This window comes from Streptomyces kurssanovii, from assembly GCF_040677245.1.
GTDB lineage: Bacteria > Actinomycetota > Actinomycetes > Streptomycetales > Streptomycetaceae > Streptomyces > Streptomyces kurssanovii.
Genome location: NZ_JBFAQK010000025.1, coordinates 1 through 19,009, shown reverse-complemented (window position 1 = coordinate 19,009; position 19,009 = coordinate 1). Strand labels below are relative to the sequence as shown.

General features: G+C 71.4%; 17 protein-coding genes. 1 reads left to right on the top strand and 16 read right to left on the bottom strand.

Annotated features, from left to right (window positions below; translation table 11 throughout):
• Positions 1-74 precede the first annotated feature (74 nt).
• The 11 genes from AB0K36_RS19100 to AB0K36_RS19050 all read right to left on the bottom strand — a co-directional run bounded on the left by AB0K36_RS19100 (position 75) and on the right by AB0K36_RS19050 (position 12,589).
• On the bottom strand, positions 75-1,616 hold the full coding sequence (locus tag AB0K36_RS19100; protein ID WP_364595508.1) for an NCS1 family nucleobase:cation symporter-1: 1,542 nt from the start codon (positions 1,614-1,616) through the stop codon (positions 75-77).
• A gap of 25 nt (positions 1,617-1,641) precedes the next feature.
• A complete protein-coding gene (locus tag AB0K36_RS19095; protein ID WP_364595505.1) occupies positions 1,642-2,643 on the bottom strand; it encodes a TIGR03842 family LLM class F420-dependent oxidoreductase in 1,002 nt (333 codons plus the stop codon).
• Between the two features lie 11 nt (positions 2,644-2,654).
• On the bottom strand, positions 2,655-4,058 hold the full coding sequence (hydA, locus tag AB0K36_RS19090) for a dihydropyrimidinase (RefSeq protein ID WP_364595502.1): 1,404 nt from the start codon (positions 4,056-4,058) through the stop codon (positions 2,655-2,657).
• Positions 4,059-4,097: 39 nt separating this feature from the next.
• The gene (locus AB0K36_RS19085) at positions 4,098-5,378 is read right to left on the bottom strand and encodes an aspartate aminotransferase family protein (protein ID WP_364595499.1); all 1,281 of its coding nucleotides are present in this window, start codon (positions 5,376-5,378) and stop codon (positions 4,098-4,100) included.
• Complete coding sequence (locus AB0K36_RS19080) at positions 5,375-6,217, bottom strand: nitrilase-related carbon-nitrogen hydrolase (protein ID WP_364595496.1); 843 nt, start codon at positions 6,215-6,217, stop codon at positions 5,375-5,377. The genes AB0K36_RS19085 and AB0K36_RS19080 overlap by 4 nt, the downstream gene beginning before the upstream one ends.
• A 158-nt stretch (positions 6,218-6,375) precedes the next feature.
• Positions 6,376-8,205, bottom strand: a complete 1,830-nt coding sequence (locus tag AB0K36_RS19075) for a hypothetical protein (protein WP_364595493.1) — start codon at positions 8,203-8,205, stop codon at positions 6,376-6,378.
• Between the two features lie 96 nt (positions 8,206-8,301).
• A complete protein-coding gene (locus tag AB0K36_RS19070; RefSeq protein ID WP_364595490.1) occupies positions 8,302-8,682 on the bottom strand; it encodes a PPOX class F420-dependent oxidoreductase in 381 nt (126 codons plus the stop codon).
• Positions 8,683-8,712: 30 nt separating this feature from the next.
• On the bottom strand, positions 8,713-9,003 hold the full coding sequence (locus tag AB0K36_RS19065) for a helix-turn-helix domain-containing protein (protein WP_364595487.1): 291 nt from the start codon (positions 9,001-9,003) through the stop codon (positions 8,713-8,715).
• A 127-nt stretch (positions 9,004-9,130) separates the two neighbouring features.
• Positions 9,131-9,850 carry a glycoside hydrolase family 75 protein gene (locus AB0K36_RS19060; RefSeq protein WP_364595484.1) on the bottom strand — a complete coding sequence of 240 codons (720 nt, stop codon included), beginning with the start codon at positions 9,848-9,850 and terminating at the stop codon, positions 9,131-9,133.
• 100 nt (positions 9,851-9,950) lie between these two features.
• A complete protein-coding gene (ggt, locus tag AB0K36_RS19055; protein WP_364595481.1) occupies positions 9,951-11,762 on the bottom strand; it encodes a gamma-glutamyltransferase in 1,812 nt (603 codons plus the stop codon).
• Positions 11,763-11,845: 83 nt separating this feature from the next.
• Positions 11,846-12,589, bottom strand: coding sequence for a hypothetical protein (locus AB0K36_RS19050; protein ID WP_364595478.1), 744 nt, complete (start codon positions 12,587-12,589; stop codon positions 11,846-11,848).
• A gap of 187 nt (positions 12,590-12,776) precedes the next feature.
• Here AB0K36_RS19050 and AB0K36_RS19045 point away from each other — a divergent pair, with 187 nt between their 5' ends.
• Entirely contained in the window at positions 12,777-14,384 is a 1,608-nt protein-coding gene (locus tag AB0K36_RS19045) for a CocE/NonD family hydrolase (protein WP_364595475.1), read from the top strand.
• 227 nt (positions 14,385-14,611) lie between these two features.
• Here AB0K36_RS19045 and AB0K36_RS19040 read toward each other — a convergent pair whose 3' ends face one another.
• The 5 genes from AB0K36_RS19040 to pcaDC all read right to left on the bottom strand — a co-directional run bounded on the left by AB0K36_RS19040 (position 14,612) and on the right by pcaDC (position 18,750).
• Positions 14,612-15,355 (bottom strand): amino acid ABC transporter ATP-binding protein, encoded by a 744-nt coding sequence (locus AB0K36_RS19040; RefSeq protein WP_189464433.1) that lies wholly within the window; start codon positions 15,353-15,355, stop codon positions 14,612-14,614.
• A 115-nt stretch (positions 15,356-15,470) separates the two neighbouring features.
• Complete coding sequence (locus tag AB0K36_RS19035) at positions 15,471-15,917, bottom strand: DUF6278 family protein (RefSeq protein WP_189464432.1); 447 nt, start codon at positions 15,915-15,917, stop codon at positions 15,471-15,473.
• A 58-nt stretch (positions 15,918-15,975) separates the two neighbouring features.
• A complete protein-coding gene (locus AB0K36_RS19030; RefSeq protein ID WP_364595471.1) occupies positions 15,976-16,755 on the bottom strand; it encodes an exodeoxyribonuclease III in 780 nt (259 codons plus the stop codon).
• A gap of 54 nt (positions 16,756-16,809) precedes the next feature.
• Positions 16,810-17,442 carry an MBL fold metallo-hydrolase gene (locus AB0K36_RS19025; RefSeq protein ID WP_364595468.1) on the bottom strand — a complete coding sequence of 211 codons (633 nt, stop codon included), beginning with the start codon at positions 17,440-17,442 and terminating at the stop codon, positions 16,810-16,812.
• A 12-nt stretch (positions 17,443-17,454) separates the two neighbouring features.
• Entirely contained in the window at positions 17,455-18,750 is a 1,296-nt protein-coding gene (gene pcaDC / locus AB0K36_RS19020; protein WP_364595465.1) for a bifunctional 3-oxoadipate enol-lactonase/4-carboxymuconolactone decarboxylase PcaDC, read from the bottom strand.
• Positions 18,751-19,009 lie beyond the last annotated feature (259 nt).

Genomic DNA, 19,009 nt, shown 5'->3' with positions numbered 1-19,009 from the left:
CGCCACGGTCTCCCCCTGTCGAGGAGGAGGGTCACCGTGCACGGCGCCCGCCGGGCGGCGTGAGTCGCGGCTGGTCAGCGCCCTCGCGCCGCTGGTCGCGGCGGTCCGCCGACCCGCATGAGCACCACGTACAGCACGAGCGAGGCCGCGAGACCCACCGCCCAGCCGTAGTCCGCGAGGGGCCGCAGGAACGGGATCAGGCCGTCCTCCGGGAACGGGCCCTTGCCCGGGGCCGAGTGCGAGCCGCCGACAGCGAGCACCCCGCCGACCGCGAAGGCGGCCACGGCACGCAGGTTCCAGCCCGAGGTGTACCAGTACGCGCCGCCGGGCGTGTACAGCGCGGTCAGGTCGAGGACGGTCCGGCGCACGAGCCAGTAGTCGGCGATGAGGATGCCGGCGACGGTGCCCAGCAGCCCGCCGACGAGCCCCAGCCAGGTGAAGATGTACAGCTCGGGCGTCTCGGTCAGCTTCCACGGCATGATCAGCACGCCGACGACGCCGGTGATGAGCGCGCCGGTACGGAAGTTGATGAACTTGGGCGCCAGGTTCGCCAGGTCGTACGCCGGTGACACCACGTTGGCCGCGATGTTCACCGAGATCGTCGCGACGAGCACGGTGACCAGGGCGAAGAGCAGACCGAAGACGTTGTCGGTCTTGGCCGCGAGCGCGACCGGGTCCCACACGGCGGCCCCGTACACCGCCTGCGACCCGGACGTGACGAACACCGACAGCAGCGCGAACAGCGTCATCGTGGTGGGCAGGCCCAGCGTCTGGCCCCAGATCTGTGCGCGCTGGCCCGCCCCGAACCGGGTGAAGTCGGGGATGTTCAGCGAGAGGGTCGCCCAGAAGGCGATCATCCCCATCAGGGACGGGAAGAAGACCGGCCAGAAGTCCGCGCCCCAGCCCAGCTTCGACGGCTGGTCGAGCAGCGGGCCGACACCGCCCGCCTTGGCGGTGACCCACACCAGCAGCACCACCGCGCCGACGATGACGAACGGCGCGGCCCAGTTCTCGAACCGACGCAGCGCCTCCATCCCCCGGTAGATGATGGCGAGTTCCAGCGCCCAGAAGAGGACGAAGCAGACCCACAGCGTCCACGGCTGCCCGCCGACCTGGGCGGCCTCCGCCCAGCCGCCGAAGATCTTGCCGAGCAGGACGAAGATGCCCTGCCCGCCGATCCAGGTCTGGATGCCGAACCAGGCGCAGGCCACCGCGGCCCTGATCATCGCGGGCAGGTTCGCGCCGCGCAGCCCGAACGAGGCGCGGGCGAGCACGGGGAAGGGGATGCCGTACTTGGGGCCGGCGTGGCCGGTCAGCAGCATCGGCAGCAGCACGATGACGTTGGCCAGGGCGATGGTGAACACCGCCTGCTTCCAGTCCATGCCGAGCGCGACGAGCCCGGAGGCGAGCAGCCAGGAGGGGATGTTGTGGGCCATGCCGACCCACAGGGCGGCGAAGTTGTAGGTGGTCCACCGGCGGCGTGCGACCGGCACGGGCAGCAGGTCGTCGTTGACGAAACGGCTGTCCGCGAGGGTGGTGCCCGGCGGGAGTTCGACGCGTCCCGCCGGGTCCTGTATCGGTTCTTCTGACGGGACGGGCGGGACGGTCGCGGTCATGGCGGCGAGGGCCCTTCGGAGGAGGTCAGCGGTTCAGTGCCGGGATGATCTCCGCGCCGTACGCGTCGATCGTCGTTTCCTTCGCGTCGTGCATGTTGTAGAGCGCGAACTGGTCGACGCCCAGGTCGCGCAGCGCCTGGAGCTTCTCGATGTGCGCCTCGGCCGGCCCGAGCAGGCAGAAGCGGTCGACGATCTCGTCGGGGACGAAATCGGTGGACGGATTGCCGGCACGGCCGTGGTGGCTGTAGTCGTAGCCGTGCCGCCCCTTGATGTAGGCGGTGAGAGCCTCCGGGACCATCTCGGAGTGCTCGCCGTAGCGGGAGACGAGGTCCGCGACATGGTTGCCCACCATCCCGCCGAACCACCGGCACTGCTCCCGGGCGTGTGCCAGGTCGTCGCTCACGTACGCGGGCGCCGCGACGCAGACGGTGACGGAGGCCGGGTCGCGTCCGGCGTCGGCGGCCGCGGTGCGCACGGCCTTCACCATCCACTCCGTCAGATACGGGTCGGCCAGTTGGAGGATGAAGCCGTCGGCCTTCCGCCCGGCGAGAGCCAGGGCCTTGGGCCCGTACGCCGCCATCCACACCGGCAGCTTCCCGTCCCTCACCCACGGGATCCGCAGCGGCTGGCCGTCGACGACGGTCTCGCGCCCTTCCGCGAGGTCGCGGATCACGTCGATCGCCTCGCCGAGCCTGGCGAGGGTGTTGGGGCTGCGTCCGGCCACCCGCATGGCGGAGTCACCGCGCCCGATGCCGCACACCGTGCGGTTGCCGTACATCTCGTTGAGGGTGGCGAACGTGGAGGCGGTCACCTCCCACGTGCGGGTGCCTGGGTTGGTCACCATGGGGCCGACGGTGAGTTTGGTCGTGTGTTCCAGGATGCGGCTGTAGATGACGAACGGCTCCTGCCACAGCACCGCGGAGTCGAAGGTCCAGCCGTAGCGGAAGCCGTTGCGTTCCGCGCGCCGCATCAGTCCGACGACCGCGGACGCGGGCGGGTCGGTCTGCAGGACGAGTCCGAAGTCCACGGCATGGCCTCCTAGTTCAGGTACTGGCAGGTGGAGCGGGGGGTGTACACGCCGTGGCCGGCGCGACCGGTGAACGTCCGCCCGTCGATGACCACTTCGCCCCGGGACAGCACGGTCTCCACCTGACCGGTGATCCGTTTGCCCTCGTACGCCGAGTAGTCGACGTTCATGTGGTGTGTCCGGACGGACAGGGTCTGTTCGGCGTGCGGGTCGTAGATGACGATGTCGGCGTCGGCGCCGGGGGCGATGGTGCCCTTCTTCGGGTAGAGGCCGAACATCCTGGCGGGCGTTGCGCAGGCGATCTCGATCCAGCGGCGGCGGCTGATGTGCCCGTCGACGACGGCCTGGTGGAGGAGGTCCATGCGGTTCTCCACGCCCGGGAGCCCGTTGGGGATCTTGGAGAAGTCGCCCCGGCCGAGGTCCTTCTGCCCGGTGAAGCAGAAGGGGCAGTGGTCGGTGGAGACCACCTGGAGGTCGTTGGTGCGCAGGCCCCGCCACAGTGCCGCCTGGTGCTCGCGCGGCCTGAGCGGTGTGGAGCAGACGTACTTGGCGCCCTCGAAGTCCGGCTCCGCGAGGTTGTCGGTGGACAGGAAGAGGTACTGCGGACAGGTCTCGCCGAAGACGGGCAGTCCCTTGTCGCGGGCGGTGGCGAGCTCCGCCACGGCCTCCTCCGCGGAGACGTGCACCACGTACAGCGGGGCGCCGGCGACGCGGGCGAGCTGGATGGCCCGATGGGTGGCCTCCGCCTCCAGCAGGACCTTGCGGACCTCGCCGTGGTACCGCGGATCGGTGCGGCCCTCGGCGAGCGCCTGCTCGACCAGCACGTCGATGGCGATGCCGTTCTCCGCGTGCATCATGATCAGGCCGCCGTTGACGGCGGAGCGCTGCATCGCGCGCAGGATCTGTCCGTCGTCGCTGTAGAAGACGCCGGGGTAGGCCATGAAGAGTTTGAAGGAGGTGATGCCCTCCTCCACCAGCAGGTCCATCTCCTTCAGCGACTGCTCGTTGACGTCGGAGAGGATCATGTGGAAGCCGTAGTCGATGGCACAGTTGCCGTCGGCCTTGGCGTACCAGGCGTCGAGGCCCTCCCGCAGTGCCCGCCCCACCGACTGAACGGCGAAGTCGATGATGGTGGTCGTGCCGCCCCAGGCGGCGGCGCGGGTGCCCGTCTCGAACGTGTCGGAGGCGAAGGTCCCGCCGAACGGCAGCTCCATATGGGTGTGGGCGTCGACGCCGCCCGGCAGGACGTACTTGTTGGTCGCGTCGATGGTGCGGGCCGCCGTCCACGTCTGCGAGACGGGCGAGTTGTGCGCGGCGAGCGCGGCGATGCGGCCGTCCTCGACGAGCACGTCGGCGTGCATCTCGTCGGCGGCGGTCACGACGAGTCCGCCGCGGATCAGGGTCCGGTTGCTCATGGTCTCCTCGCGTGGGAAAGGGCGGCGGTCGCGTGGCAACTACAGGCTGCGCAGGGCGCGTTCGAGGACCTGGGCGCCCTCTTCCGCTTCCGCGACGGTCAGGGAGAGCGGCGGGGCGATGCGCAGGACGCTGGTGCTGTGGCCGCCGCCCTTGCCGATCAGCAGCCCGCCCTCGCGGGCCGCCTCGAGGACGGTCGCCGCCGCCTGCGGGTCCGCCTCGTCGGTGCCCGGCCTGACCAGCTCGATGCCGATCATGAGTCCCCGGCCCCGTACCTCCCGCACCGCGGGCACGCTCGCCGCGATGCCGCGCAGCCGCTCGATCAGCAGGCCGCCGACCCGGCGGGCGTTGCCCTGGAGGTCGTGCTCCAGGAGGTACGAGAGGTTGGCGACGCCGGCGGCCATGGTGACGGGGCTGCCGCCGAAGGTGGAGATCGAGTTCGCGTCGAGGCAGTTCATGATCTCGGCGCGGGCGACGACGCCGCCCACGGACATGCCGTTGCCGATGCCCTTGGCGAAGGTGAGGATGTCGGGCGGACCACTCCGGCCGTGGGCCTGCCAGCCCCAGAAGTGCTCGCCGGTGCGGCCCCAGCCGGTCTGCACCTCGTCGGAGATCCACAGGATGCCGTGCCGGTCCAGGACCTCACGGAAGGCGGCGTACAGACCGTCGGGCGGTGAGGTGAAGCCGCCGACGCCCTGCACAGGCTCCGCGATCAGCGCGGCCACGTCATGGGTGTGGCCGAGGAGGTCCTCGAGGTCGGCGACGCACGCCTCGATGAACCGGGCGTCGGAGAGGTGGGCGAAGGGGCCGCGGCTGCGGACACCTCCGTGCACGTACAGCGTCTGGAGCGGCGAGAGGCTGGTCGGCGACCAGGCGTGGTTGCCGGTGATCGAGACCGCGGAGAACGAGCGGCCGTGGTAGCTGTTGCGCATCGCCAGGATCTGGTTGGAGCGGCGGTGGCCGGTCGCCAGCAGCAGAGCGGTGTCGTTGGCCTCCGTGCCGGAGGTGGTGAAGAAGACGCGGGCGTCCGGGATGCCGGACAGGGCGGCGATCCGTTCCGCGAGCTCCACCATGGGGCGGTTGAGGTAGAGCGTGGAGGAGTGGATGAGCCGTCCCGCCTGCTCGCTCACCGCCTTGGTGACCTCGGGCAGAGCGTGCGCGGTCATGGTGGTGAGGATGCCGCCGAAGAAGTCCAGGTAGCGGTTGCCGTCCGCGTCCCACACATGGCGTCCTTCGCCATGGGTGATCTCGATCGGCTGCTTGTAGTAGAGCGCCACCCAGTCGGGGATGACGGCACGGTGCCGCTCGTAGAGGTCGGTCACGGCTGCACCAGCCCCTCGTAGGCGTCGGGCCGGCGGTCGCGGTAGAACGCCCACTGCTGCCGCACCGTCTCGATCATGTCGAAGTCGAGGTCCCGTACGACGAGCTCCTCCTCCTTGTCGCTGGCGACGTCGCCGACGAACTGGCCGCGCGGGTCGACGAAGTAGCTGGTGCCGTAGAAGTCGTTGTCGCCGTACTCCTCGATGCCGACGCGGTTGATGGCGGCGACGAAGTACTCGTTGGCGACGGCGGCGGCGGGCTGCTCCAGCTGCCACAGGTAGGACGACAGTCCGCGGTGCGTGGCGGACGGGTTGTACACCAACTGGGCTCCGGCCAGCCCCAGTTGCCGCCAGCCCTCCGGGAAGTGGCGGTCGTAGCAGATGTAGACGCCGACCTTGCCGACCGCGGTGTCGAACACGGGCCAGCCGGCGTTGCCGGGCCTGAAGTAGTACTTCTCCCAGAAGCCCTTGACCTGGGGGATGTGGTGCTTGCGGTACTTGCCCAGGTAGCTGCCGTCGGCGTCGATCACGGCGGCGGTGTTGTAGTAGAAGCCCGCGCCCTCGACCTCGAAGACCGGGACCACGATCACCATGCCGGTCTCGCGAGCGAGCTCCTGCATCCGCCGGACCGTCGGACCGTCCGGAACCGGCTCCGCCCAGCGGTAGTGCTCGGGGTCCTGGACCTGGCAGAAGTAGGGGGCGTTGAAGACCTCTTGGAAGCCGATGACCTTGGCGCCCTGCCGGGCCGCCTCCCGGGCGTGTTCCTCATGTTTGGCGATCATGGATTCGGTGTCGCCGGTCCAGGTGGCCTGGACGAGTGCGGCGCGTACGACAGTGGCCATGAGCTGCTCCTTCGACAGGACGTCCGAGAGCTTCTACGCACGTAGACACAGTGCGTAGGAGGAGAACGTAAGCCTCGTCACACACGGGGGCAAGACCATCGTCGTGAACCCGCTGAGTCGATCTTGTTTCGCACCCGAGCGGTCGACATCGATCATTTTCAGCCGCGGAGGTGTCCGGCCACGCGCAGTGCGTGGACGACGTCCCGCTCCCTGGCCGGCGAGACGTCCCGGGCGGCGTCGAGCAGCATCGGCACCAGTCGGGCGGGGTCCCGTGCCACGCAGGCCGCGGTGTCCGCGGCGGTGCGGACCTGGACGAACGCGGCCAGCAGGGTACGGGCGCGGTGCGGCGTACCCGCCTCCTCGAGCGTGAGGACGGCGTCCGCGATCTCGTCGGCGGAACGGAACACGCCCTGGCGCAGCAACTGCCCGCCGTCGTCGCCCCGGCCCGCCGCGACGAGCGCCTCCGCGGCGGCGGCGAGCCGTAAGGCCGGCTGCGACGCCACCTCCCAGAGCAGGGTGGCCCAGTCCGCCGCCGGCCCGGAGCGGTTCAGTTCGTCGGCGAGCGCCGGCAGCCAGGCCGCGGGCCGCGCGGCGGCCTCGCAGATCAGGGCATGCGCCTCGCCGCCGCGGCCCTCGGCGCGCAGCCGGCCGAGCGCGGCGACGGTGTCCCTGGCGGCGCGGTACGCGCCCTCCGGCACAGGCAGCGCCTCCGGGGCGGCCTCGGCGGCGGCGGCGCCGCCGTAGCGGGCCCCGCGCGGCACGTCGCCCGCGACCGGCAGCAGGGGCACGGCGACGGCGTCGTCCCCCGCGTCCTCCATGCCGGCGAACCGGGCGCCGCCGCGAGGACGGCGCTTCTTCCCCGCGCCGCGCTTCTTCCCGTCGCCCTGCGGGACGTGCGCGGGTGGCGCCGCATCCTGGGGCGGCCGCGGCTCCGGGGACTGCCTCCCGGCGACGGCATCCGCAGGACGGGGGCCACGCTCGGGACCGGGCCGGTGTGCAGAAACGGGACCGTCCCCGGGACCGGGACCGTACGCAGGAGCGGCACGCGGGCCGTCCCCGGGAGCGGAACCCCCGCCCGGGCCGTACGCGGAGGCGGGACCGTACGCAGGAGCAGGACCCGAGCCGTCCCAGGGATCGGTAACCTGGCCAGGACCGTCCCCGGGACCGGGAACCTGGCCCGGGCCGGGACCCGGGCCGTCCCCGGGACCGGGACCGTACGCAGAAGCAGGACCCGAGCCGTCCCCGGGACCGGGACCGTACGCAGGAGCGGGACCCCGGCCCGGGCCGGGAGCGGCACCCTGGCCCGGGCCGGGACCCGGACCGTCCCCGGGAGCGGAACCCCCGCCCGGGCCGTACGCGGAAGCGGGACCGTACGCGGCAGCGGAATCCTGGCCCGGGCCGTACGCGGGACCGCGTCCGGGTCCGGCCGGGCCGGGTCCGGCCGGGCCGGGAGCGGCCGGGCCGGGACCGTTGCCAGGACCCGGGCCGGGACCGCTCGCGGCGAAGTCGCCCAGGCGGGCGTTCAGTTCCGTGAGGCGGCGCACCGCCCGGCGGTGGTCGTCCCTGGTCCACGCCAGCTCATGGGTGAGACGTTCCGCCTCGGCCGAGCCCTGTGCGCACCCGGCCAGCAGCCGCAGAAGCTCCTCGGCCCGGCCCTGTGCGCGCAGACGCTCCCGGCTCATGAACTCGACCCGCTCCGCCAGCCTTTCACGACCGCCCGGCAGCCGGTCGTGCGCGGCGGCGGCCGCCGCGTGCAGTCCGGCCGCCCGCGCGGACTCCGCCGCGTCCCGCGCGGGCAGATCGTGCAGCAGGGACTCGACCACGTCCCAGGGCGGGATCTCGCTGCCGTCGAGGCAGGCCCGCATGCCCTCCGGGTCACGCCACAGGAAGATCGCGTACCAGCCCCCGGCCGGGTCGAGCCGCTCCACCAGCTCCCCGAAGTACCGCGCGAACATCCCGATTTCCGCCGGGAGTTGATGCACCGTCATCGCCGCCCCTGCCCCGCTGCCGAATGGAGCCCTCCGCTCCGAGGGCACCGCAGGCATTCGACCGCAGGGGTGTTACAGGGCTGCTACGGCGCCTTTTCAGAAAGTGACCGCGATACCGGTGTGCGGGCGCTTGCCCAGTCGCACGATCATCGCCGGCCAGTCGACGGCCCAGAACTGCCAGGTGTATTTGCGTGACAGAAGCCGGCGGACCACGCCCAGCTCGGCCCCGTCCAGGAGACGGGCGGTTCCCTCCGCGGTGGGGGCGCCCTCCTCGATCTTGCCCCGTACGTCGCAGACGGTCACGACGACCCGGCTGTCGTTGCGCAGGCGCTTGACCTTCCACGAGTCCGTGCGGGTCCAGAGGAACAACTCACCGCCGTCCACCGCGAACCACACGGGTGTGGCCACTCCGGTCCCGTCCTTGCGGAACGTGGTGACACTGACGTACCTGGCGCTGGCGAACATCTCGGCACTCACGCCCGCGAGACTACGCCCCCGTCCGCCGGCTCAGGCCGCCGGTACCGGCCAGGGCGCCGGCACCGGCACCGGCACGGAGCCCGGTGCACAGTGGACGGCGAGCTCGTCCATCGACAGGCCGAGGGCCACGGCCAGCGCGGCGACGGTGAAGAAGGCCGGAGTGGGGGCCCGTCCCGTCTCGATCTTGCGCAGTGTCTCCGGGGAGATGCCCGCGACGGCGGCCACCTCGACCATGCTGCGGTCGCCGCGCGCCTGTCGGAGGAGCCGGCCGAGCCGTTCGCCGCGTTCGCGCTCTTCGGCGGTGAGAGGGGTGCGCACCATGTGCCCATTCTAATGCCGGTATTCCAATACCGGTATTCAAATACCACTCCCGGGGGGGGCAGAGGCCTGACCACCCCCGTGGCGCTCGAAGCGGCCGGCGCCCACGTCCCCGAGCCGACCCGTCCCGTCAGCCTCCGCCGACGAACCGCCGGGCCAGTTCCCCGCCCAGCTCCTCCGCCGCGGCACGGCTCTCGATCGGTGACACCTGCGAGTCCTTGAAGACGATGTAGGTGACTCCGGAGGGGACGCCGCCCGTCGCCGGGTCCGGATCGATCCCGAGCGCCTCCGCCGCCGCGTAGGACGCCTCGCCGATGATCCCGCTCGGCCCGGTGTCGCCGACCACCCCGTACACGACCTTGCCGTCGTGGACGATCGCGGCGGCGGAACCGCCGCGGATGCCCGACGCCCAGTAGTTCCAGACCGGGCCGGGGGCCGGCACGACCACGAACGGCAACTCCGCCGCGTCGAGATACTTCCCGTCCGAGCCGGTGAAGGCCGTGGTCGGCTGGAACGAGGGATCGGTGCGGCTGTTGCACCGCGCGCTGCGCCGGCCGTCGCAGTCGATGTCCATGTCCGCCTGCCAGAAGACGGCCCCGTCGTGCTCGCAGACGGGGATGTTCGCCGCCCTGCCCCGGTCGGTGCTGTAGTCGCCCTTGGAGATCCGGTTGCAGTGCTCCACCTCGGCCAGCAGCGCTGCCGCATCGACACCCGCCGCGGGTGCCGTGCGGTAGTGGCCCGGCGCGGGCGGCGGTGGCACGGGGCCGGGCTGAGCCGCCGCCGGGAGCGCCGCCGTGCCGAGCAGGACCGAACCGACTGCCACAGTGAGAGCGGTGTTTCGAATGCGCACAGGGAGCCTTTCTGTTCGAAAGGCTCCCTACCCGTACATGCGCGAACAGCCACAGCCGCACCGCCGGACGGGTTACCCGCCGGGGCGTTCCCGGGCCTCGTCAGCGGGACGGGCGGACCACCATCGCGGAGCCGCCGCCGCGCCGTTGCTTCTCGGCCGCCGCGAGCCACCGGCCGTCCGGCAGCCGTTGGACGCCCGTCGCGGCGCCGATCTCCTGGTTCAGCCGGAACTCGTGCCCGACGGCCTCAAGACGCTGCCTCAACGGGCTGTTCCACAGGGCCGGTTCGAGCTCGGTCGTCGGCTGGTTGCGCTGGCTGGCCCGGGGCGCCGCGATCGCGTCCACCAGCGGCAGTCCGCGGTCCAGATGGCCCGTCAGGGTCTGAAGGACCGTCGTGATGATGGTCGCGCCGCCCGGTGAGCCGAGCGCCAGCACGGGACGCCCGTGATGGTCGAGCACGATCGTGGGCGAAATGGACGAACGCGGCCGCTTGCCGGGGCCGGGCAGGTTCGGGTCGTGGACCGCGGGGTCGGCCGGCCGGAAGGAGAAGTCGGTCAACTCGTTGTTGAGCAGGAAGCCGCGCCCGGGGACGGTGATGCCGCTGCCGCCGGTCTGCTCGATGGTGAGCGTGTAGGCGACGACGTTGCCCCATTTGTCGGCAGTCGTCAGATGGGTGGTGTTCTCGCCCTCGTACGTCGTCGGGGCCGCCGCGCCCGCCGACCCGCAGCGCTCGGGCCGGCGCGGGTCGCCCGGCGCCAGCGGACTGGTGAGCACCGCGTCGTCCTTGATCAGGCACTCCCGCGAGTCGGCGAATCGCTGGGACAGCAGACCGGCGGTCGGCACGTCCTCGAACGCCGGGTCGCCGACCCATCGCCCCCGGTCGGCGAACGCGATGCGGCTCGCCTCGATGAACCGGTGCAGATACCGCTCCGGGGAGGCGTCCGCCAGGTCGGTGCGCTCCAGGATGTTGAGCGCCTCGCCGACGCTGGTGCCGCCCGAGGAGGACGGGGGCATGCCGTAGACGTTGAGGCCCCGGTACGACACCTTCGCCGGTTCACGGCGCACCGTCTCGTACGCCCGCAGGTCATGCTTCGTCAGGTCGCCGGGCCGGACCACCCGGGTGGCGTCCTCGTCGACGGGCGGGTTGCGCACGGTGTCGACGATGTCCCTGGCGAGGGCGCCCTCGTAGAGCGCGCCGGCGCCCTTTCTGCCGAGTTCCTTGTAGGTGCGGGCCAGGTCGGGGTTCCTGATGACCGATCCGACGACCGGGAGACGCCCGTCGGGCAGGAACAGCTCGGCGGAGGCGGGGAAGTCACGGAAGCGCGCCTCGTTGGCCGCGGTCTGCGAGCGGAAGGTGTCGTCGACGGTGAACCCGTGTTCCGCCAGGCGCTCCGCGGGCTTCAGCAGTTCGCCCAGCGGGCGGCTGCCCCACTCCTCGAGGGCGGTGTCCCAGGTGGCGGGGGTGCCGGGCGTGCCGACGCCGAGGCCGCTGGTCACGGCCTCCGCGAACGGTACGGGCGTGCCGTTCTCGAGGAAGAGGGAGGCGTCGGCCGAACGCGGGGCGGTCTCCCGGCCGTCGACCGTGTGCACCGTACGGGTCCTGGCGTCGTAGTGGACGAAGTAGCCACCGCCGCCGATGCCGGCGGAGTACGGCTCCGTCACGCCGAGCGCCGCGGCGGTCGCCACCGCCGCGTCGACGGCGTTGCCGCCGTTGCGGAGCACCTCGATGCCAGCCGCCGAGGCGTCGGCGTCGACGCTCGCGACCGCCCCGCCGTGGCCGACGGCCACCGGGGTCTTGGCGGGTGGTGTCGTGGGAGGGGCGGTGGGGGGCGTGGGCGGTGCTGCGGCGCCGATCGAGACGACGGCCGCGGCAAGGGCCACGACCGATACTTTCCGTGCGGCGGAGCGACGCATTCGTACCTCCAGTCAGCCGGTGTCGGCGCAGCGTAACGGTTCCCGGGGCGGGAGTCGTGGGTGCCGACGGGCGCGTCGCCGGCTCAGCCGGCCGCCCGGTGCGAGCTGCGCGCCTGCGGCACGGCGGTGCGGGCCGGCCTGGTCACGTCGGCGACCAGCTCGACCACATCGGGGCCGTACGCCTGCGAGTTGACCACCTTGAGCAGCAGGCAGAAGGAACCGTTGCCGTGCTTGCGGGCGAGCTTCTCGTGGTGCCGGGCCAGGTAGCGGGTGGCCGCCTGGTTGGTGATGGCGCGCTGCCCGCAGAACAGGAACACGGGCCGGGCGTCCTCACCCGCGGTCAGGCGTGCGAGCAGCACGTACTCGGCCGCGCCGGGCTCCATGCGGTAGCGCTCGGAGCCGATCTGGAACGCGCCCTGGTCCGGCCCCGGTTCGGGGTCGGTGTTCACCTTCACCCCGGGCAGCATGGAGTGCAGGTGAGCTGCCATACGGCGGTTCGACACCGGCCCGCCCACGCAGAACTCCGTGCGCTCGCCGAAACCCTGCTGGGCCGTGTCGTGCCAGACGATCTGCGCGTTCGCCCCGCAGTCCTTGATGAGCGCGGACAGTTCCAGCAGCGCGAAGACGTCGAAGCGGTGCACCGAACCGTCGCGGCCCGCCTCGCGGTTGACGACGAGCAGGGACTCCGAGTTCCCGGGCAGGCCGAAGAAGCCCTGCTTGCGCCGCAGCCGGCGGCGCCAGAGGTAGGTGCGGGCGAGCCAGCCGATCGCGGCACTGATTCCCGCGGCCAGCACACCGAGCACGATGTTGCGTACGTCGTCAGTCATGGGCGCGCATGTTAGCGGTGCCGCAGACGTCCGTTCGAGCCGGTCCCTTCGGAGACTGCCGCGCATCCCGCTGACACAACGTCCAGCAATTGTTACGGTGGCGTAACTTACCGGGGAGTTACCTCGGGTAGCTCCGCGACCTTACCGTCGGGTCACTTCGTTGGGACAGATGAGTCAGGAGTGACCTGTGGGACTTCCTCGCAAGGCTCTGCGCACCACCGCCATCGGTACGGTCTCGGCCGCGCTGCTCGCCGGTTCCGCCACCGCCGCGGCCCCCTCCGCCCTCCCGGCCGCCCCGGCCGCGACCCCGCGGAACAGCGCCGCCACCACCTCCCCCGACGTCCGCTTCGTCGACATCGAGGGTGACGGCGGGATCGTGCTGAAGGCCAACGTCGTCACACCGGCCGGCGCCGACGGCCGGCGGACGTATCCCCTCGTCGTGCTGCCCACCAGCTGGGCGATGCCGCAGATCGAGTACCTCGCCCAGGCGAAGAAGCTCGCCGACTCCGGCTACGTGGTGGTGAGTTACAACTCCCGCGGCTTCTGGCAGTCCGGCGGCGAGATCGAGACTGCCGGACCGCCCGACATCGCCGACGCGTCCAAGGTGATCGACTGGGCGCTGGCCAACACCCCGGCCGACCCGGACAGGGTGGGCATGGCGGGCGTCTCCTACGGCGCCGGCATCAGTCTGCTCGCCTCCGCGAAGGACAAGCGCATCAAGGCGGTTGCCGCGCTCAGCGGCTGGGCGGACCTCATCGACTCCATCTACAGCGGCCGCACGCAGCATCTGCAGGCCGCTGCCCTGCTCAGCGGCGCCGGCCATCTCACGGGCCGCCCCAGCGCCGAGCTCCAGCAGATCATGACCGCCTTCCTGACCTCCGATCTGGCCAAGGAGCAGGAGATGATCGAGTGGGGGCGCAAGCGCTCCCCCGCGAGCTACGTCGACGAGATCAACGCCAACGGCGCCGCGATCATGCTCGGCAACGCGTGGGGCGACTCGCTCTTCCCGCCCAACCAGTACGCCGACTTCTACGAGCGGCTCAGCGGCCCCAAGCGCCTGGAGTTCCGCCCCGGCGACCACGCCACGACCGAGGGCACCGGCCTGCTCGGGCTGCCCAACGACACCTGGACCAGCGCCCACCGGTGGCTGGACCACCACCTCAAGGGCGCCGACAACGGCGTGGACCGTGAGCAGCCCGTACGCATCAAGACCCGTTCGGGAGGCGTCTACGAGAACTACCCCGACTGGAAGTCGGTGGGCGCGGACCGGAAGAAGATCGGTCTCGGCGGGACGCAGCAGATCCGCACCGGCGTCGACTCCGGGGCGAACGGGGGGCTCATCTTCCTCTCCAGCCTGCTCGACCAGTTCGCCGAGCTGCCCCCCATGGCGTCGATCCCGCTGCTGCCGCGCTCCGTCACAGCCGTGTGGCGGTCCGAGCGGTACGGGACCGAGCAGCAGGTGCGCGGCACCGCGAAGCTGCACACCACGGTCACGAGCACCAAGGGGAGCGGCACCCTCGTCGCGTACCTCTACGACGTGGGCCCGCTCGGCCTCGGCAAGCTGGTCGCGAACGCGCCGTACACGTTCCACGGCAGGACGCCGGGTCAGCCGTTCGCCGTCGACCTGGAGTTGTACTCCACCGCCTACGACGTACCGGCCGGCCACCGTCTCGCCGTGGTCGTCGACACCGTCGACCCGCTCTACATCGAGCACAACCCGACCGGCGCGCAGCTGACCTTCTCCTCGCCCGCGGCCGACCCGTCGTACCTCTCGGTCCCGCTGCGCCAGAAGTGATCACCGGCCGCTGCCGGCTGGGCCCCTCACTCAAGCAGGGGCCGAGTGGTGCTCCATGCGCCACTGCGCCGGCCCGCTCGCGCCCGCTAGGGGGCTCGGGGAGCTTTCGGCAGCGGCGTTCCCGGTCGAGCCCGTCCGCACGCGGCATCTCCTTGCGCCGTGCGGACGGGTCCGGACCCGGTGTTCCCTGTGTTCCGTGAACGGCCCCATCGGTGCGGGCGGCCCCATCAGTGCTTGAGGATCTTGGAGAGGAAGTCCTTGGCGCGGTCGGTCTCCGGGCGCGTGAAGAAGTCGTCCGGGGACCGGTCCTCGAGGATGCGGCCGTCGGCCATGAAGACGACCCGGTTCGCGGCGGAGCGGGCGAAGCCCATCTCGTGGGTGACGACGACCATGGTCATCCCCTCGGCGGCGAGCTGCTGCATCACCTCCAGCACCTCGTTGATCATCTCAGGGTCGAGGGCCGAGGTCGGTTCGTCGAAGAGCATGACCTTGGGATCCATGGCGAGCGCGCGGGCGATGGCCACGCGCTGCTGCTGACCGCCGGAGAGCTGGGCCGGATACTTGTCCGCCTGGTCGGCGAGCCCGACCCGCTCGAGCAGTTCGCGGGAGCGGCGGTCCGCCTCCTCCCTCTTGCGGCCTCGGGCCTTGACCGGGCCGAGCGAGACATTGGCCAGCACGGTCTTGTGCGCGAAGAGGTTGAACGACTGGAAGACCATGCCGACGTCCGCCCGGAGCTTCGCGAGCTCACGGCCTTCCGCCGGGAGGGGCTGTCCGTCGATCAGGATGTCGCCCGACTCGACGGTCTCCAGCCGGTTGATGACCCGGCACAGCGTCGACTTCCCGGAGCCCGACGGGCCGATGACCACCACCACCTCCCCGCGGCCGACGGTGAGGTGGATGTCCTGGAGTACGTGCAACTGCCCGAAGTGCTTGTTGACCTCGCGCAGCTCGATCAACGGATCGACGGCCATACGCTGCTCTACCCACTCTCAGCTGTGTGTCGTGGCCAGCGCAAACTAACCGGGCCGCCAAGGGGGTTCACAACCGACACGCACAGGCGGATCAAAAGCCGTACTAATACGGAATCTAGGCCTCCGACGCCTCCGCGTACACCTGCGAAAGCTCCGGAGCCCCGTTGAACGCCCACTCCACACCGGCCTCGACCACACCGATCTCCCGTCCGGAGGCGAGCCGCACCACCGGATGGCCGCCCGGCCAGATGTGCCAGGCCGCCCCGGGCACGGTGCGCACGATCACCGTGCCGAGGTAGAGACCCGCGTCGTTCCCCAGCCAGGGAAGCTCCTCCGGATCGTCGCGCCAGCGCGGCGGAAGCTGGTCCAGCGCGGTCAAGGACCCCGGGGAGTCGTCCAGTTCCAGTCCGGCCTGGGCCGCTCTGGAACGCAGCAGTTCGCACTCCGACAGCAGCTCGGTAATGGCCGCCGCGCGCTCCGGGTCGTGCCCGGCGGCGGCCGCATCGCCCTTGTCACGTTCGCCGTGGCGTCCCAGCCAGTGATCCAAGAAGGGGATGTTCATACTGCAAAGCCTCGCATCCCTGCACCCGAACGCACCACAGGGCGCGCGTCCACCAACATCACATGTCGAGATCGACAACAACCGGTGCGTGGTCGGAGGCACCCTTGCCCTTGCGCTCCTCCCGATCGACGAAGCTGTCCTTGACCGCCGTGGTGAAGGGCTCGTTGCCGTAGACGAGGTCGATGCGCATGCCGCGGTTCTTGGGGAAGCAGAGCTGGCGGTAGTCCCAGTAGGTGAAGGCGTGCTCGTACTTCAGCGGGCGCGGCACCACATCGGCCAGCCCGCGCTTGCGCAGTGCCTCGAGGGCCGCGCGCTCGGGCGGCGTCACATGCGTCATGCCGTCGAAGAAGGACGGGTCCCACACGTCGTCGTCGGTCGGGGCGATGTTGAAGTCGCCGAGGACGGCGAACGGACGCCCGGCGGTGGCGTCCTCGGTCACCGCGACGGACAACGCCTCCAGCCAGCGCAGCTTGTAGCCGTAGTGGTCGTGGGCGACCTCGCGGCCGTTGGGCACATAGACCGACCAGACGCGGGCGGGCCCGCAGGTCGCGGAGATCGCCCTCGGCTCCTGCACGCCCTCGTAGTCCGGGGCGCCGGGCAGCCCGCGCACGATGTCGTCGAGGCCCACCCGGGAGATCACCGCCACGCCGTTCCACCTGCCGGAGGCGTTGACCGCGGACTCGTAGCCGAGCTCACGCAGCTCCGCGGCGGGGAACTGCTCCTCGGTGCACTTGGTCTCCTGGAGGCACAGCACGTCCGTGCCGCTGCTCTCCAGCCAGGCCAGCAGCCGGGGCAGCCGGGCGGTGATCGAGTTGACGTTCCACGTGGCGATACGCATGTCCCAAAGCCTAACGGCGGGGTGTGACAGTCGTCCGGTCCCGCCGCGGGACCCTCACAGCTCCAGCGTCTGCCCGGCGGCCAGTCGCTCGTGCCCGGCGCCGCCGAGCTCGCCGATCTGCCGGTCGTAGATCGGCCGGGCGAGGTCCGTGAGCAGGGCGTCGTGGACGTCGACGGCCCGGCGTGGCGCCACTTCGCGGACGTAGTCGATGACCTCGGAGATCTTGTTCCACGGGGCGTGCACCGGCAGCATCAGCGTGTCCACCGGCCGGCCCGGGACGGTGAGCGCGTCGCCAGGGTGGAAGACGGACCCGTCCACCAGGTAGCCGACATTGGTGATCCGCGGGATGTCCGGATGGATCACCGCGTGCAGCTCGCCGTGCACCTGGACGTCGAAGCCCGCCGCGGTGAAGGTGTCGCCGTGCCCCACGGTGCTCACGCGCCCGGGAAACGCGGCGGACAGCCGCTCGGCGACACTGCGCAGGGTCCACAGCCGGGCGGACGGGTTCGCCTCGAGCGCCGCGCGCAGTCTGCCCTCGTCGAAGTGGTCGGGGTGCTCGTGCGTGACGAGCAGGATGTCGGCCCCCACGGCGGCGTCCTGCTCACTGAAGCCGCCGGGGTCGATGACCAGACGCCGCCCGTCCTTCTCGAGCTGGACGCAGGCGTGGATCCGCTTGGTGAGCCTCATGCCACCATCCTGCTACGCCCGGGGCGTCGTCTCCTCCTGTATCACCGCCTGCGCCACCCGGAAAGCGGAGTTCGCCGCGGGGACGCCGCAGTAGACGGCCGTGTGGATCAGGATCTCCCTGATCTCCGAGGGGGTCAGGCCGTTGCGCAGCGCCGCCCTGGTGTGCGAGGCCAGTTCCTCCAGGTGCCCCCCGGCCACCAGCGCGGTCAGCGTCACACAACTGCGCATGCGTCTGTCCAGGCCCTCACGCGTCCACACCTCGCCCCAGGCGAAGCGGGTGATCAGCTCCTGGAAATCGCCGGTGAAGTCGTCACCGTCGGCCAGCACGTCGTCGACATGCGCGTCGCCGAGCACCTCACGGCGCACCTTCATCCCCGCCTGGTACGGGTCGGCCCTGCCCGGACCGGTGGCCTGCGGCTGCTCCGTGGCGGCGGGCGCGATCTCGGCGACCGGCGCGACGGGCGGCGAGGTCACGGGAGCCGACGGGGCCGGGAAGGCCGCGAGAGTGTCGTGCCAGGCGGTGGCGAAGTGGTGGGCGAGCAGATCCGTGACGGCGGCGGGCTGCTCGACCGGCGCCAGGTGGGAGGCGCCGGGGACCAGCGCGAGCCGGGCGTCCGGTATCCCGGCGACCAGGGTGCGGGCCTCCGCGGGCCCGGTGACCTGGTCCTCGGAGCCGACCACGACGAGGGTGGGGACCTGGATACGGCCGAGGCCGGCGCGGACGTCGAAAGCGGCCAGTGCCTCGCAGGCGGCGATGTAGCAGCCGGGGTCGGTGGTGCGGACCATCTGCACGGCCCACTCGACGATCGCCGGCTGGGCGGCGGCGAACGCCGGGGTGAACCAACGCTCGGGCGCGCTGCGGGCGATCGGGTCGAGCCCGTTGGTGCGGACGACGACTCCGCGCTGGCGGAACTCGTCCGCGGTACCGAACCGGGGGGACGCCGCGACGAGCGCCAGCGTCGCCACGCGCTGCGGGTGGCGCAGCGCCAGTTCGATGCCCACCGCGCCGCCGACCGAGCAGCCGGCGTAGCCGAACCGCTGCACGCCGAGCTGGTCCAGGGTGGCGAGCAGCCGCTCCGCGAGGTCGCCGACGGACGCGGCGGGGTGCGCGGGCGCGCCGCCGTGGCCGGGCAGGTCGTACCGGATCACCCGCCACCGCTCGGAGAGCTCGGCGATCTGCCGGTCCCACATGTGCCAAGTCGTACCGAGAGATGGTCCCAAGACCAGGATCGGGGCGTCTTCCGGCCCGTCAACGCGGTATTGCAGGGTGTGTGTCGTCGTCGTGCTCACCCGCTCACGCTCCCACATCTCACAATTTCCCACCGAGGGGGGTCGGGACGCCGGCCGAACCTCCCCAGGCTTCCGCCGCCGGACACAGCAGCGGGACCGGCACGTCCCTGGTCACAGTCGGCACCCTTCAGGGACGCGTACGGGCCCACGGTGGACCGGGGTTGCATGCTCTCGTGAAGGTGCTAGGGCCTTTCGTTTGGATCAGGCCGGATCAGCGAGCGGGGTCTGGTGCGTGCGATCGCAAGGCGGAGGAAGGAGGCATGGCGGAGCCATGCCG